Below are 14,695 nucleotides of genomic sequence, written 5' to 3'. Positions count from 1 at the left end.
GATGTTCGGCAGACATCCAGCCTGAGTGTATAACCAGGTTTTCCACTTGAACTACAGGGCAAATCAAAGAAAAAGGACGGCAGTAACAATGGCAGACGAACTCAACCCTGACATCCAACGAAGACTTGAAAAAGCTGTATTGGAAGTGTTTTCACACTCCGATTTCCACAAGGCAAGTATCCGGGACATAGCGGATAAAGCCGGTGTCAGCTTTACCACGATCTACAAACACTACGAAAGCAAAGAACGGCTTGTTTTCGCGTTTGTTGATATCTGGATGGGCAAACTGACGGACAGGATCGTCGATCATCTTCAGGGGATCGAAGACCTAAAAGAAAAGCTGCGAAAAGTATTCTGGCTGCAGCTTGATTACTACGAACGCCACGAAGGGCTTGGACGCATTGTCTTTATGACTTTGCCAATGAAAACCTGGATGGCGGATGAAACATTTGAACAGCGGAGGATGATGAACCTCCTAATCAATGTGCTGCAGGAAGGACAGAAGGAAGGCGTTCTGAACAATGATGTTCGGGCAGGTACCTTACTCGATTTCCTGATGGGTTTTGTACAGCGCAGTTTTTTCATGTGGATACTTCGCGGCAAAAAAGACAGCCTGGCAGGACAAGCCAACGTTATGTTTGAAATGGTTTGGCGCGGAATGGCGAATCCAGATATTGAAAAAATAAAGTAGACTCAGATTTTTGAAAAAGCAAATTTTTCAATACTCTGCTGGTTCATCGCCCTCTCTTATGACAAGCAATGATCGGGTTGCCCGCCTGGGCAGCATCACTGAACACTCTTTTGGAGGCGCACAATGAAAATCTTGAAAATTGACCATCTTGGAATCGCAGTCAACTCTATCGATGCTGGGAAAACATTCTGGTCCGACATTCTCGGCCTTGAGTTTGAGGGAGCGGAAACTGTTCAAGAACAGAAAGTAACCACCGCCTTCTTCCCAGTAGGAGACAGTGAAGTCGAACTCCTTGAGTCAACAGCGCCTGACGGCCCAGTTGCAAAATTTATTGAGAAAAAGGGCACGGGGTTCCAACATGTTGCTTTCCGCGTAGAAAATATCGAAGAAGCCCTTGAAGAACTAAAAGCAAAAGATGTCAAGCTTATCGATCAGGTTCCTCGAATCGGTGCCGGTGGTGCGAAAATTGCATTTTTGCATCCGAAGGCGACGGGCGGAGTGCTCGTTGAGCTCTGCCAACGAGACTAGGTAAGAAGCGGATCTTTTAGCTGATATCAGCGTTACACTCAGAATGTAATCCTCGACGTATTTATTATACGTCTACGGTTACATTCTTCCTGTGCCTCGATCTCAACTAAAATCTCTCGCTTCCTCAAAGCCCGATTAGAATTCCTGAAACTGCTGTTGCTGCTGCCAATCCCACCCGCCTCGCATATCCGGTTTCAGGATGATGAGTATTTAAGAGAAAATATTACCGGAAAGAACCGGAAAAATTAGGAGTGCGTCATGTCAGAACATCCCGATAAAGCCAAATGGGAAGAAGCTGCTTCAAAGCTGCTGAAGGGGAAATCTACGGATAGCCTTAACTGGAAAACCCCTGAAGGAATCACGGTAAAGCCGCTTTATACCGCTGAAGACATCGAGGGTATGGAATCAGCTAACACTCTACCGGGTATGGCTCCATATGTTCGTGGACCAATGGCAACCATGTATGCCGGTCGTCCCTGGACAATTCGTCAGTATGCCGGTTTTTCTACCGCTAAAGAGTCTAATGACTTTTATCGCAAGGCGCTTGATGCCGGTCAGAAAGGTCTTTCTGTTGCTTTTGACCTCGCAACTCATCGCGGTTACGACTCAGACCACTCTCGTGTTTCTGGTGACATCGGTAAAGCAGGTGTTGCCATCGATTCCGTTGAAGACATGAAGATTCTTTTCGACGGTATTCCGCTCGACCAGATGTCTGTATCCATGACCATGAATGGCGCCGTTATTCCTATTCTTGCCGGTTACATCGTAGCTGCCGAGGAGCAGGGAGTTAAGCATGAACAACTCTCAGGAACTATCCAGAACGATATTCTAAAAGAGTACCTGACCAGAAACACCTATATTTATCCGCCCGAGCCATCCATGCGGATTATTTCTGATATCATGGAGTACTGCTCGAAAGAAATGCCGCGGTACAACACCATCAGTATCAGTGGTTACCACATGATGGAAGCAGGCGCTAACAGTGTCCTGCAGACCGCTTTTACTCTTGCTGACGGTATCGAGTATGTAAAGGCTGCCCTGAAATCAGGTATGGATGTAGACACATTTGCTCCTCGCTTGTCGTTTTTCTTTGGTATCGGCATGAACTTCTTCATGGATATAGCCATGCTGCGTGCTGCACGCCTCCTGTGGCATCGCAACATGAGCCAGTTCAATCCGAAAAATCCTAAGTCTTCAATGCTGCGTACCCATTGCCAGACCTCAGGCTGGAGTCTCACCGAGCAGGACCCGTACAATAATGTTATCCGAACTACCTTAGAAGCAATGTCAGCAGTTCTTGGTGGAACCCAATCCCTTCATACCAACTCTTTTGATGAAGCTATTGGACTGCCAACCGACTTCTCAGCACGAATTGCACGTAACACCCAGATCATCGTGCAGGAAGAGTCTATGGTCACCAAGGTTGTAGATCCATTGGGCGGCTCATATTATATTGAGTCACTGACCAACTCTATTGTTGAAGAAGCACAGAAGATTATCGATGAAGTTGAAGAGCTTGGCGGTATGGCTAAAGCCATCGAATCCGGCATGCCGAAGATGCGCATCGAAGAATCTGCTGCCCGTAAGCAGGCACGAATTGATCAGGGTCTTGACGTAATCGTTGGAGTCAACAAATATAAACTTGCCAATGAGCAGATCGACTTTGAAGTACGTGAAGTACCTTCAACAGTTCGTGATGAACAGGTCGCACGCTTAGTAGAAATTAAAGCCAGCCGTGATAGCGCTGCTGTTGAAAAAGCACTCGCCGATCTTACAGACGCTGCTAAAAATGGTGGAAACCTTCTTGCTGCTGCTCTGCCCGCCGTACGTGCCCGCGCCACCTTAGGAGAGATTTCAGACGCAATGGAATCAGTATTTGGTCGCTTTACCGCAACCACCCGCTGCATCTCTGGTGCCTACAGCTCAGAGTACAGCGAAGCCAATAAATCAGTTATTGAAGCGATTCAGAAGCGTACTGCCACCTTCCTTGAGAAGACAGGGCGCCGACCTAGAATGCTCGTTACCAAGATGGGACAGGATGGACATGATCGCGGCATTAAAGTCATCGCCAGTTCGTATGCCGATCTCGGCTTTGATGTAGATATCAGCCCGATGTTTCAGACTCCTCAGGAAGCTGCTAAAATGGCCGTTGAAAACGATGTGCATATTGTTGGCGCATCCAGTCTTGCAGCTGGTCACAAAACTCTGGTTCCTGAGCTTGTACAGGAACTCGAAAAGCTTGGTGCTAAAGATATTATCGTTGTTGCCGGGGGCGTCATTCCTCCTAAAGACTACGAATATCTCTATGAGAGAGGAATCAAGGCAGTCTTTGGACCAGGTACACCGATTCCTGACTCGGCAAGCAGAACACTTGAGCTCATCGAGAAAAAGTACATCCTGTAGTATGATGACGCTTAACCGATCTGCACACTCATGATTTACAAAGGCACGTATTCGTACGTGCCTTTTTTCTTCACAGTGGTAGAATTGCTGATCAAACGTTTTCCCCAACCAACATTTTATTTATTCTCTGAAAATGAGCTATGCAGATTGATATCGACAGCTACATAGACGGCATTCTTGACGGCAACAGATTAATGCTTGCCCGTACAATTACTCTGATTGAGTCTATCCTCCCCGTACATCAGGAGGCAGCCAGGACTATCATAGACAAGATACTGCCTAAAACAGGCAACAGTGTACGTCTGGGTATCACTGGTGTGCCTGGAGCCGGTAAATCGACCTTTATCGAGTCTTTTGGAACAATGCTCACCGCTATGGGCCATAAAGTAGCTGTACTGGCAATTGATCCAAGTTCTACCAGAAGCGGTGGCTCAATTCTTGGCGACAAAACCCGTATGGAAAAGCTCTCTGTAGACCCGAACGCGTTTATTCGCCCTTCCCCTTCAGGTGGCAATCTTGGTGGGGTAGCCCGCAAGACACGTGAGGCAATGCTTGCCTGCGAAGCAGCTGGTTTTGACGTTATTATCGTGGAAACTGTTGGCGTAGGTCAGTCAGAGACAACTGTCGCCTCAATGGTCGATTTCTTTATGGTCCTGATGATTGCAGGAGCTGGCGATGAACTCCAGGGAATCAAAAAAGGTGTACTTGAAGTAGCTGATGCAATAGTCATCAACAAATCGGACGGCGATAATATCGTAAGAGCTGAAGCGGCTCAGAAAGAATACCAGGCAGCCTTACATCTGCTCATGCCACGAAGCCCACACTGGAATCCACCGGTGCTCACCTGCAGCTCCTTAAGAGCCATAGGGCTCGATAATATATGGGATACAGTCCAGGAACACAGAACCAAACTTACAGACTGCGGTGAACTTGCTGAAATCAGAAAAAGCCAATCACTTGACTGGATGAGCTTCCTTCTAAATGAAGGTTTGAGTGAGTGGTTTTATCATTTAGATCAAGTAAAGAATTTACTCCCCAAAATGCGCCAAATGGTTGAAGCTGAGAAAATATCCCCTACTGCCGCAGCCAACGAATTGTTGAAATTAATAACCTCTAAAGACAACGCATAAAACGCTTCTTCTGACATTTCATCAATTCACCAACAACCAGACGTCAGAACAATATTTCCAGATTTCATTAGCCTCTTCTTCTTGAGGCTAATAGTTTCAACCCCTCCAGCCTGCAAACCAAATATCACAGAACAATACAGAAAGATATCAAACCATTAGCAGCACTATTATAGTGCAATTTGCAGGTACATTGCTATTATCTTGCCTAACAATTTTTTTTCTTCTCGACGTTATAAAAAACCAAATCACACTGCTATTGATGGTGAAATATGTTTAAGCGTTCTGTTCAATTTAACAGCAAAATTCCAGCACTCCGTTTTTTAGAGACTTCAGCAAAGAAAAAAAACGTATCGCCCTCATCAATCCATTGTAAATACGTTAATATTGCACTGTACTCCCTATTCATTTGTGCCTACCCAACATACGCATCATCATCGGTTACCTTTTCGAGCGAAATCGTTGAGCCTGTCCTTTTTACAATTCCATACTTTCCATACGATTATCCTTCAGTATCGCGCCTGAACATGTCAGATTCACCCCAAACTATTGATATCACACTTGGTACTGCAAACTCACCCTTGTATGGAAACGGGATAACCTCTGGATTAATTATACTGGACACAACAGATAGCAACGACACGTTTTTACATAGTGGGGCAGTAAACCTTTCGTATATTCAAGAAAGAAACTCTTCTCCTTTGCAATTATTTGGCATCTCTGTTCAAGATCTTCATTTAGAAAACAGTGGATCTATCAGTCTAGTGGCAACCGGCTCTCATGAAGTAACCCCCACCGCATATTCACGCATATACCTGGGAGCATCTGGTATTGCAAGCAACCAAAACGTATGTAATTCTGGTAACATTACAATAAGTTCAAACATACATGAGAACATGTACGGTTCCATCTACCATTTTGGAATCAATGCCGAATATGATATCACCAATCATGGTGATATCAATATTGACTCAAAGCTTTTACCGTCAACTTTGCACTCCCACGAATTACCCAGCATTTCAGGCGTCGGGTTAGGCAGTTATCGCGGAATTATAACTAATTACGGAAATATCTCAATCTCTTCAACACCAGGGGAAATCAGTTCTGCTACAAACATACATCATGCAACAGGAATTAAAGCGCAATCAGACGTGTTAAACAAGGGGAATATAATCATCAACACCTCCGGTGAAAATTCGTTTGTTGACAGCAGTTTTTTCAGCCAGGGTATCAGAAGTTATGGGACTGTGACTAACACCGGTAACATAACGATTTCCACTATTGCTGGCGGGACAAACTCTACTGAAAGCTGGGGACTCAGGTCAAATTCCGAAGCGTATGGAATCTTCTCAACTAAGAATACTATCAACCACGGAACCTTATCTGTTACAACAGCAGGTGGAAACAATTCGAATGGGGGCAGTTCCAGTTCCAGCACAGGCATACTTTCTCAAGCTGAAGTAGAAAACCACGGAGAGATAACGGTTTCAGCAACAGGAGGAGATGATTCAAGTGATGATGCAATAGCCACATCTCATGGAATCCAGACATATGGGCGATCGACAGTAAATCATGGCAATATCACAGCAACCTCCCGCGCAGGTAAAAACGCAACAGACCGTGGAGAAGCCGTTGCTCAAGGAATTCATAACCACTCATCGTATATTACAACAAATTACGGAAATATTGAGGTTTCCTCTTTTGGCGGTGATTATGCAAATACTGCTTTCAGCACAACAGCAGATGGTATCTACTCAGACGGAGAAGTAATAAACGAAGGAAGTATTTCTGTTACTTTACAATCCGGAAATTTTGTTACTGAGCAGTCTGACATATATGCTAATGGAATTTATTCCTTAGAAACAATTACCAACACCGGGAAGATATTATTAAAAGCAACAGGTGGAGATTACATAGGTACATCTGCAAATCTCTACGCGGACGGTATTGATAATCACCAAGGCAATGTCACCAACCATGGTGAAATCCTGATGAACACCAAAGGAGGTGATTACTTTGGTGGAAACAGCCAGCAAAATATCACAGTTGGCATCAATTCATCAAGCAGCGTTATTAATAGTAATACTATTTCTATTGAGGCGTTGGGGTCTGATTATGCTACTCATTCAACACAATTAGCAGCAGTAGGAATAAGCTCTAAAAATGATGTGCTCAATCAAGGTATTATCGCCATAACTGGGCTTGGTGGTAACGCTAATCAAGACAGCAGTGGTGGTAATTCTCGAATTGATGTTACAGGTATCTCAAGAATCTCAAGATTTTCCAACTTTGGTGATTCCTCTGGAGGATTCTTCAACGACAGTAATATCAGTAACTATGGAGACATTCAGTTGCGCAGTCTTGGGGGGAGCAATATATCAGGTTTATCTCAATCCTGGGTAACCGGAATAGACACCTATTCTTCAGGTAACGGCATAATAGAAAACCATGGCTCAATTGACATCATAGCAATTGGTGGAGATGAATCACGAGATATAAACGGTCTGGCCTCATCAACCAACGGTGCTGAAACAAATGCTATAGGCATTTCTTCAAATGGTGAAATCAACAATTACGGTGATATCATCATCGACGCTTGCTCAGGATACAATAACTTTTACAATAGTGATGTCGCTACTTATGGAATAGTGTCGTACCGGGGCACCAACAACAAAGTGTTCAATGCTGGAAAACTAATAGTATCAGGCCACGCAGGAACCTATATTGATTCGGATTCAACACTGAACAGCTCTGATGCTGTGGCTATTGGCATCTATATGAATGGTGGAGGTGAAATACATTCGAGCGGACTCATTGATGTTTCTGTCAATCGTGCAAGGGATAACAACAACCAGGATATCGGTGGTGGTATACTTAACACATATCAAATCTATGGAGATGGCTGGAATAACGAAGTAACAGTTACCGGTTTTGCGATGGAATTCGGTGATAGTCAGGAAGCATTAAACACACGCTATGAAAGCTCACTCGGGGTAGCAACGCAGAAGGGTTCTAAAATAGCATTCAGTGAGGATGCAACGCTCTATGTTTATACAAATAATCATATTCATAATGGTGAAAACACCTACACAATCCCGGCATTGATCGAAAGTGACAAACAAAATAATGTGAAGAAAGGGTATTTTTCAAACCTCCAGATAGAAACGACAAGTCCAGAGTATATTCTTGCAAGATTATCTGAGAAAAATGATTCTGAATTACAAAATATCTCAATAACCTATGACCCACAAACTTCATCACCACTATTAGCCGCCAGTGTCAACAATGTCATAACGGGCCAGGGAACCCGCATTGTCAAAAGCACTATCACGAACTCCATCATAAGTCATATGCTTGCAAGTGATCCAACCACTATCGAGTATGACGGTATACTTCTCGCATCCAACACCAACCCTCAAGATACATCTTCTGTTGTTTTTGGAAATCATCGGAAAAAGAATTCCATCTTTATACAGCCGTATTTTACAGATACCAGTAACAGTTCTACTCCAATGGGATATGAAGCCGATATTAAGGGCATAAGTGGGGGGTATAATTATCACGTAAACAACAGACTCGTCATTGGTGCTCACGCAGGTTATGGCAAAGCGGATATAGATTTTACCGGTAGAGGATACGATCAAAGAAGTGAAAATATAGATACATATTCAATAGGTATTCAGGGAATCTACAGAACTCCGTCGAACTGGCTTACAACAGCAACCTCCACCCTGTTTAGCACAACCAATGAATATATGGACCAACGTACAACAAACCGGGAAACTGCTGAATACGATATCAATGGATTGAAAACCAGTTTTGATCTTGGTTATATTTTCACCCAAGGAAATCAGCGCATAATCCCTGAAGTTGGCCTAACTCACCTTTGGCAACATACAGACCAATTCACAACTGACAATCTAGATAATGCTGATACTACCTATGGAGGTATGGATGAGCATGAAATATATGCACATGCTGGCATGAGCTGGTATGGCAATTACAATCCTGGTGAGTGGCAAATCACTCCAATGATGAAGATTGCTTTAGAACAGGTTCTGACCGATGGTGAGTTGAAGAACACAATGACCGCCGGAGCAGCGTCAAAAACAGTTCAATATACAGGTAACGACACATCTCTCGATATCTCTGCAGGACTTGAATTTAATTATAATAATTACCTGTTCTCTATAAACTATGATGGTTCTTACTCTGAAGATATATCCGACAATTCAATCATCCTGCAGGCAATGATGAGATTTTAATAGCTGTACACACAGAGAAACAACGTGATCAACCAATCTTTCTATACTGACAAGGCAACTGGTTGATCAACACTCATTTTCACACTTGCTCAGCCGTGAGAATCCAGGTACGTGCGCTTTCTATATCGTTAAAGGCGAAATGGCGAATTTCTGCCGAAACAAAGTGAGATGTGATCATCTCAGCAAGTGCCCCCATTACAGAATCTGTTACAATTGCGACATGTGAAATCTGTTTGTGGTGATTCTTGATGAATTTCATATGCCCCATCAGGGCCCCAAAATGCTCCCACCCTGGAAATGTTTTTGTATGAACAATTAGACCTGCAAGTTTTCCATATTTCTCAATATATGGGTCAATCGTACACGCTGTTGCTGCAAAATCATTTTTTGATAAAACGCCCATAGGGCGTAAAATTGCAATCCCGAATTCTGTATCTAACTCTACTTCCACCATAATTGACCTCAATAAAAAGTTTGCACTAAACATTTTTTTCAGCTATAAAAACCGGCTTTACTGATGAATTCAACACTACCATTCAAATGATATTTTACATCATTTTCCCCTAAGACTATCACGCCATAACGGTATGAATATTGCTAGATGGGAATTGGGTGATTAACTTCTTTTGTATAATCACAGCCAGGCCATCCTGTTAATTTAGCGCCGTTTCAATTCAGTAATAATATACGACAAGTCGTGTTACCGACTAGGAGGCTGTCCGACAATGCTCTTTCCGCTCATATCTTCGTTAAAATCGAACAATTATCCTCGGAATATTAACCATATGCCTGCGGTAATTTTTCGATTTTGCCTCGATCTGAGCGAAAATTTCTATTCTCGGACAGCCTCCTAGTAACCTCGCACTTTGAAGAACAACACGTTAAAAAGTAATAACTGCACAATCTGGACACAAAATGGAAAGTACACGCAAAAAAGCATCGAACAAACCAGTTTCCCCCCTCTGCACCAAATCAGGTTTACCTCTCAAATCCCCCGCAATATGCATAATGTGTAAACGAAAATGCAAACGAGCGGGAGTTCAACCTCGAAAAAAGAGAAAACCAATCTCCTGACATCACATGCACCGTGACAAATAATTCTCCCAATTAATATCAACATCTTTTCAGGTACTTATTCAATCTGGCAGAATTAACACTTGACAAATATCCAGTGTTCAAATAGACATCGTCAAAATTACATTGTTTTGCGGGGGAGCCTTGACCGGCTGAGATGAATTCTATTCAAACCCTTTGAACCTGATGCAGTTAACACTGCCGTAGGGAAGCTTAAAACATATCCAGCATGATAAAATTCCAGAATTAGATCATGCATGATGTTTAAAAAAGCCGACCCTTTGTGGTCGGCTTTTTTCATTCCTGCCCCAAAGCTCTTCACCCGCCAAACAATTATACCCGAAGACCATCATCCCGTATGAGGACTAATAGATGGAAATTATTGTTAATGGCGACGTCCAATCACTTGAAAAAACTCTAACCATTGCCGACTTCCTCCAGGAAAAAGGCATTGATCCCGGTACAGTTATCATTGAGCATAATCAGGAAATCGTAAAAGGTTCCAACTATGCTGAAACAATGCTGAACAACAAGGATCATATTGAAATATTACGCTTTGTTGGAGGCGGATGACATGACACATATACCTAAGCAGGATGATGACCTTTTTGAAATCGGAGGCAAAAAACTCCGCAGTCGTCTCTTTACCGGGACCGGCAAATATGCAAGTGACGCAATAATTCCTGAAGTATGTGAGTCTTCGGGATCAGAGGTCATTACTGTGGCACTTCGACGTGTTGATTTGAATGCAACAACCGAAAATGTAATGGACTACATCCCGAAATCAATGCAGCTCCTGCCAAACACATCTGGTGCCAGAAACCATACAGAGGCTGTGAGGATAGCACGACTTGCGCGGGCAGCAGGATGCGGAGACTGGATTAAGATTGAGGTTATCTCAGACAATCGTTATCTGCTGCCGGATGGATATGAAACAGCCAAAGCAACTGAGATTCTCGCTAAAGAGGGTTTTGTTGTGCTGCCGTACATGAATCCTGATCTCTATGTCGCGCGTGATCTTGTTAACGCAGGAGCCGCTGCGGTAATGCCTCTGGGTGCCCCTATCGGGACTAACCGCGGGCTTAGAACTCAAGAGATGATACGCATCCTCATTGAAGAGATCTCCTTACCTATCATCGTCGATGCAGGCATAGGCACTCCATCCCAGGCATGCGAAGCTATGGAGATGGGAGCAGCCGCCTGTCTGGTCAACACTGCAATCGCAGGGGCAACTGACCCTATACTTATGGGCCGCGCTTTCGGTGATGCTGTAAAAGCTGGCAGAGCTGCTTTTCTGGCAGGCAAAGCTGCAGAAAAGCTTGACGCCTCTGCATCTTCACCACTCACCGGATTTCTGGGCTGATCAAAGAGGATACTATGAGTTTTTATACCACGCTCACCCGTATTGAAGAATTTGATCTGAGTTCAGCACTCTCCTCAATATCAGATTCAGATATCAGTCGTGCGATCGGTAAAGAGCACCTATCAGAGACTGATTTTTTAACACTCATATCTGATAAGGCTACTCCTTATCTTGAAAAAATGGCTCAAAGAGCAAGCGAAATTACACGGAGACAATTCGGTAGAGCCATTGGGTTATATACCCCAATGTACCTCTCAAACCATTGTGCAAATCACTGTGTATACTGCGGATTCAATTGCAGAAATGACATCCCTAGAACGCAACTCACGCTCGATGAAGTCAGAACAGAAGCTGAAGCAATTGCCAAAAGCGGTTTAAAGCATCTGCTCATCCTTACAGGCGATGCTCCCCGTATTGCCACTGTAGACTATCTTAAAGAGTGTTGTGCGGTTCTTCGTGAATATTTCAGCTCAATTTCAATAGAGATTTATGCTCTCGATACTGACCAATACGCTTCGCTTATAGAGTCTGGTGTTGATGGCTTGACCATCTATCAGGAGACCTACAATCAGGAACTGTATAAACATCTCCATCCCAAAGGGCCGAAAAAGGATTACCGCTACAGGCTGGACGCACCCGAGCGCGGATGCATAGCCGGAATGCGCAACGTCAATATAGGTTGCCTGCTTGGTCTAGATCGTGACTGGCGAAGAGATATTTTTGTAACAGCAATGCACGCTGCCTGGCTGCAGAAAAAATATCCCGAAGTAGAAGTTAACATTTCTCTTCCACGTATGCGTCCCCATGAAGGTGAATTTCAACCGGGAGCAGTGATCAGCGATCGTGATATGGTCCAGATAATGACAGCACTCAGGATATTTATGCCTCGATGCGGGATTAATATCTCGACTCGCGAACACCCTGATTTTCGCGAAAATATCCTGCGCCTGGGAGTAACCAGAATGTCTGCAGGTGTTTCAACAGCGGTGGGCGGTCATACAAAAGAAGAAGACAAAACCGAGCAATTTGAAATTTCAGATTCCAGATCCGTTGCCGAAATATCCGCAATGTTAAAGGAGAGGAATTTCCAGCCGGTTTATAAAGATTGGGACGAGATTTCATGACTAGTTTTTATGACGGGATATCCCGTTACTTCAAGCCTGCAGAACTGGAGATGATCAAGTCCATAAAAATCGGTATAGCCGGTGCTGGTGGACTTGGTTCAAATTGCGCAATGAATCTGGTTCGATCGGGATTTCAAAATTTCGTCATTGCCGATTTCGACACAATCGATGGCTCAAACCTCAACAGGCAATTCTATTTTTCTAACCAAAGAGGCTTTTTGAAAGTCGATGCACTCAAGCAGAACCTACTCAAAATCAACCCGTCTCTCTCTTTAACTACGATAAAAGAACGCATTACCGTAAATAACCTTGAGCAAATCTTTGGCGAATGCGACTGCATTGTTGAAGCCTTCGATGATGCCCAAGCCAAAAAACTTTTGATCGAGCATTTCAGCAATTCTACAAAACTTGTTGTTGCGGCATCAGGTATCGCCGGTTGCGGAAATACTGATCGCATAAAAACCAGAAAGATCAATTCGAGGCTCTACATCATTGGTGACTTTGTTTCTGAATCTTCAGAGCAGCTCCCACCCTACTCTCCCTGTGTCACCATCGCAGCAGCCAAGCAGGCCGATGTCATTTTATCGCATGCAATCAATCTCGTTATGCAAACTGATTAGGAGGCAGTCCGAGAATGCTCTTTGTCCCCAATTTCTATTCTCAGACAACCTCCTAGACAATCGCAGAGACGTTAATCAGAAGAACTGATTTCAATCAGATAACTTCAAATTACCAATACATTACAGGATCACAGATATGGATTTCACTACCCAGATGGACGCTGCCAGAAAAGGCATTGTCACCCGAGAAATGGAAGTTGTCGCCCAAAAAGAGCAGATGGACATAAAGCTTCTCATGAAGCTGATGGCTAAAGGTGAGGTGATTATCCCTGCAAATAAAAACCACAAGAATCTTGATCCTGAAGGTGTTGGTACCGGCCTTAGAACTAAGATTAATGTAAACCTTGGAATCTCAAAAGACTGTGATGATGTAGATATGGAGATGGACAAGGTACGCTACGCGCTGGAACTTAAAGCAGAAGCCATTATGGATCTAAGCTGTTTCGGTAAAACCCAGGAGTTCAGAACAAAACTTTTAGAAATATCGCCAGCCATGATTGGTACCGTTCCAATGTATGATGCTGTCGGTTTTTATGACAAAAACCTGAAAGATATCTCTGTTGATGAATTTTTTGAAGTTGTTGAAACCCACTCAAAAGATGGTGTCGACTTTCTTACCATTCATGCAGGACTCAACCGCGCCACCGCAGAAAAAATTAAGCGTAACGACAGACTCACCAGTATCGTTTCACGCGGCGGCTCGCTGCTGTACACATGGATGATGTTAAACGATGCGGAAAACCCGTTCTATGAACATTTCGACAGACTGCTTGATATCTGTGAAAAATACGATGTTACCCTTAGCCTTGGTGACGGCTGCAGACCTGGCAGTATTCATGACTCAACTGATGCTGCACAGGTAGAAGAACTGATTGTTCTCGGTGAACTTACCAAGCGAGCATGGGAGAGAAATGTTCAGGTTATGATTGAAGGTCCGGGCCATATGGCAATGAATGAGATCGCAGGCAACATGATGCTGGAAAAACGCCTCTGCCACGGCGCACCGTTTTACGTGCTTGGTCCATTGGTAACAGACGTTGCTCCTGGATATGATCACATCACCAGCGCAATCGGTGGTGCGATAGCTGCCGCTAATGGGGCTGATTTCTTATGTTATGTAACTCCAGCTGAACACCTTCGCCTCCCTGACAGAGATGATATGAAAGAAGGAATCATCGCTGCAAGAATCGCAGCGCACGCAGCAGATATCTCTAAAGGTATTCCAGGTGCCCGCGACTGGGACTACAAAATGAGTGAAGCAAGACGCGATCTCGACTGGAGCAGAATGTTTGACCTGGCAATGGATCCGGTTAAACCTAAAAAATATCGGGAATCTTCAATGCCTGAGCATGAGGATTCATGTACCATGTGTGGAAAAATGTGTGCAGTCCGTAACATGAAACTGGTTCGCGAAGGTAAGGATATTCAGCTAAACGATTAGCTTTTTCAATACATAGCGCTACAGATGTACAGATTAAATGGTTGAAATATTTTAATCAC

Annotated in this window: 11 protein-coding genes and 1 riboswitch; of the genes, 10 read left to right on the top strand and 1 reads right to left on the bottom strand. The window is 43.8% G+C overall.

What is annotated here, in order from left to right:
- Positions 1-88 precede the first annotated feature (88 nt).
- The 5 genes from FCL46_RS07770 to FCL46_RS07750 all read left to right on the top strand — a co-directional run bounded on the left by FCL46_RS07770 (position 89) and on the right by FCL46_RS07750 (position 9,014).
- Positions 89-691 carry a TetR/AcrR family transcriptional regulator gene (locus FCL46_RS07770; protein ID WP_136807098.1) on the top strand — a complete coding sequence of 201 codons (603 nt, stop codon included), beginning with the start codon at positions 89-91 and terminating at the stop codon, positions 689-691.
- A gap of 123 nt (positions 692-814) precedes the next feature.
- Complete coding sequence (mce, locus tag FCL46_RS07765; RefSeq protein WP_136807096.1) at positions 815-1,219, top strand: methylmalonyl-CoA epimerase; 405 nt, start codon at positions 815-817, stop codon at positions 1,217-1,219.
- A 258-nt stretch (positions 1,220-1,477) separates the two neighbouring features.
- Positions 1,478-3,622 (top strand): methylmalonyl-CoA mutase, encoded by a 2,145-nt coding sequence (gene scpA, locus FCL46_RS07760; RefSeq protein ID WP_136807094.1) that lies wholly within the window; start codon positions 1,478-1,480, stop codon positions 3,620-3,622.
- A 140-nt stretch (positions 3,623-3,762) separates the two neighbouring features.
- The gene (gene meaB, locus FCL46_RS07755) at positions 3,763-4,752 is read left to right on the top strand and encodes a methylmalonyl Co-A mutase-associated GTPase MeaB (RefSeq protein ID WP_136807092.1); all 990 of its coding nucleotides are present in this window, start codon (positions 3,763-3,765) and stop codon (positions 4,750-4,752) included.
- An 893-nt stretch (positions 4,753-5,645) separates the two neighbouring features.
- A complete protein-coding gene (locus tag FCL46_RS07750) occupies positions 5,646-9,014 on the top strand; it encodes an autotransporter domain-containing protein (RefSeq protein WP_167505853.1) in 3,369 nt (1,122 codons plus the stop codon).
- 79 nt (positions 9,015-9,093) lie between these two features.
- On the opposite strand, the gene FCL46_RS07745 is transcribed toward FCL46_RS07750, so the two are convergent.
- Complete coding sequence (locus FCL46_RS07745; protein WP_136807088.1) at positions 9,094-9,468, bottom strand: SpoIIAA family protein; 375 nt, start codon at positions 9,466-9,468, stop codon at positions 9,094-9,096.
- 745 nt (positions 9,469-10,213) lie between these two features.
- Positions 10,214-10,316: riboswitch (TPP riboswitch) on the top strand.
- 144 nt (positions 10,317-10,460) lie between these two features.
- Here FCL46_RS07745 and thiS point away from each other — a divergent pair.
- From thiS to thiC, 5 genes are all read left to right on the top strand, one after another.
- Positions 10,461-10,661 (top strand): sulfur carrier protein ThiS, encoded by a 201-nt coding sequence (gene thiS, locus FCL46_RS07740; RefSeq protein WP_136807086.1) that lies wholly within the window; start codon positions 10,461-10,463, stop codon positions 10,659-10,661.
- A gap of 1 nt (position 10,662) precedes the next feature.
- The gene (locus FCL46_RS07735; protein ID WP_136807084.1) at positions 10,663-11,451 is read left to right on the top strand and encodes a thiazole synthase; all 789 of its coding nucleotides are present in this window, start codon (positions 10,663-10,665) and stop codon (positions 11,449-11,451) included.
- Positions 11,452-11,465: 14 nt separating this feature from the next.
- Entirely contained in the window at positions 11,466-12,575 is a 1,110-nt protein-coding gene (thiH, locus tag FCL46_RS07730) for a 2-iminoacetate synthase ThiH (RefSeq protein ID WP_136807082.1), read from the top strand.
- Positions 12,572-13,195 (top strand): sulfur carrier protein ThiS adenylyltransferase ThiF, encoded by a 624-nt coding sequence (gene thiF, locus FCL46_RS07725; protein ID WP_136807081.1) that lies wholly within the window; start codon positions 12,572-12,574, stop codon positions 13,193-13,195. The genes thiH and thiF overlap by 4 nt, the downstream gene beginning before the upstream one ends.
- A 136-nt stretch (positions 13,196-13,331) precedes the next feature.
- Entirely contained in the window at positions 13,332-14,636 is a 1,305-nt protein-coding gene (gene thiC, locus FCL46_RS07720; protein WP_136807079.1) for a phosphomethylpyrimidine synthase ThiC, read from the top strand.
- The last annotated feature ends 59 nt before the right edge of the window (positions 14,637-14,695 follow it).

It is taken from the genome of Desulfosediminicola flagellatus (genome assembly GCF_005116655.2).
GTDB lineage: Bacteria > Desulfobacterota > Desulfobulbia > Desulfobulbales > Desulfocapsaceae > Desulfopila > Desulfopila flagellata.
This window is presented reverse-complemented; position numbering and strand designations above follow the sequence as displayed.

Coding starts and splice junctions, on each gene's coding strand:
- FCL46_RS07770 (WP_136807098.1), top strand. CDS start 89: ATGGCAGACGAACTCAACCCTGACATCCAACGAAGACTTGAAAAAGCT.
- mce (WP_136807096.1), top strand. CDS start 815: ATGAAAATCTTGAAAATTGACCATCTTGGAATCGCAGTCAACTCTATC.
- scpA (WP_136807094.1), top strand. CDS start 1,478: ATGTCAGAACATCCCGATAAAGCCAAATGGGAAGAAGCTGCTTCAAAG.
- meaB (WP_136807092.1), top strand. CDS start 3,763: ATGCAGATTGATATCGACAGCTACATAGACGGCATTCTTGACGGCAAC.
- FCL46_RS07750 (WP_167505853.1), top strand. CDS start 5,646: ATGTACGGTTCCATCTACCATTTTGGAATCAATGCCGAATATGATATC.
- FCL46_RS07745 (WP_136807088.1), bottom strand. CDS start 9,468: ATGGTGGAAGTAGAGTTAGATACAGAATTCGGGATTGCAATTTTACGC.
- thiS (WP_136807086.1), top strand. CDS start 10,461: ATGGAAATTATTGTTAATGGCGACGTCCAATCACTTGAAAAAACTCTA.
- FCL46_RS07735 (WP_136807084.1), top strand. CDS start 10,663: ATGACACATATACCTAAGCAGGATGATGACCTTTTTGAAATCGGAGGC.
- thiH (WP_136807082.1), top strand. CDS start 11,466: ATGAGTTTTTATACCACGCTCACCCGTATTGAAGAATTTGATCTGAGT.
- thiF (WP_136807081.1), top strand. CDS start 12,572: ATGACTAGTTTTTATGACGGGATATCCCGTTACTTCAAGCCTGCAGAA.
- thiC (WP_136807079.1), top strand. CDS start 13,332: ATGGATTTCACTACCCAGATGGACGCTGCCAGAAAAGGCATTGTCACC.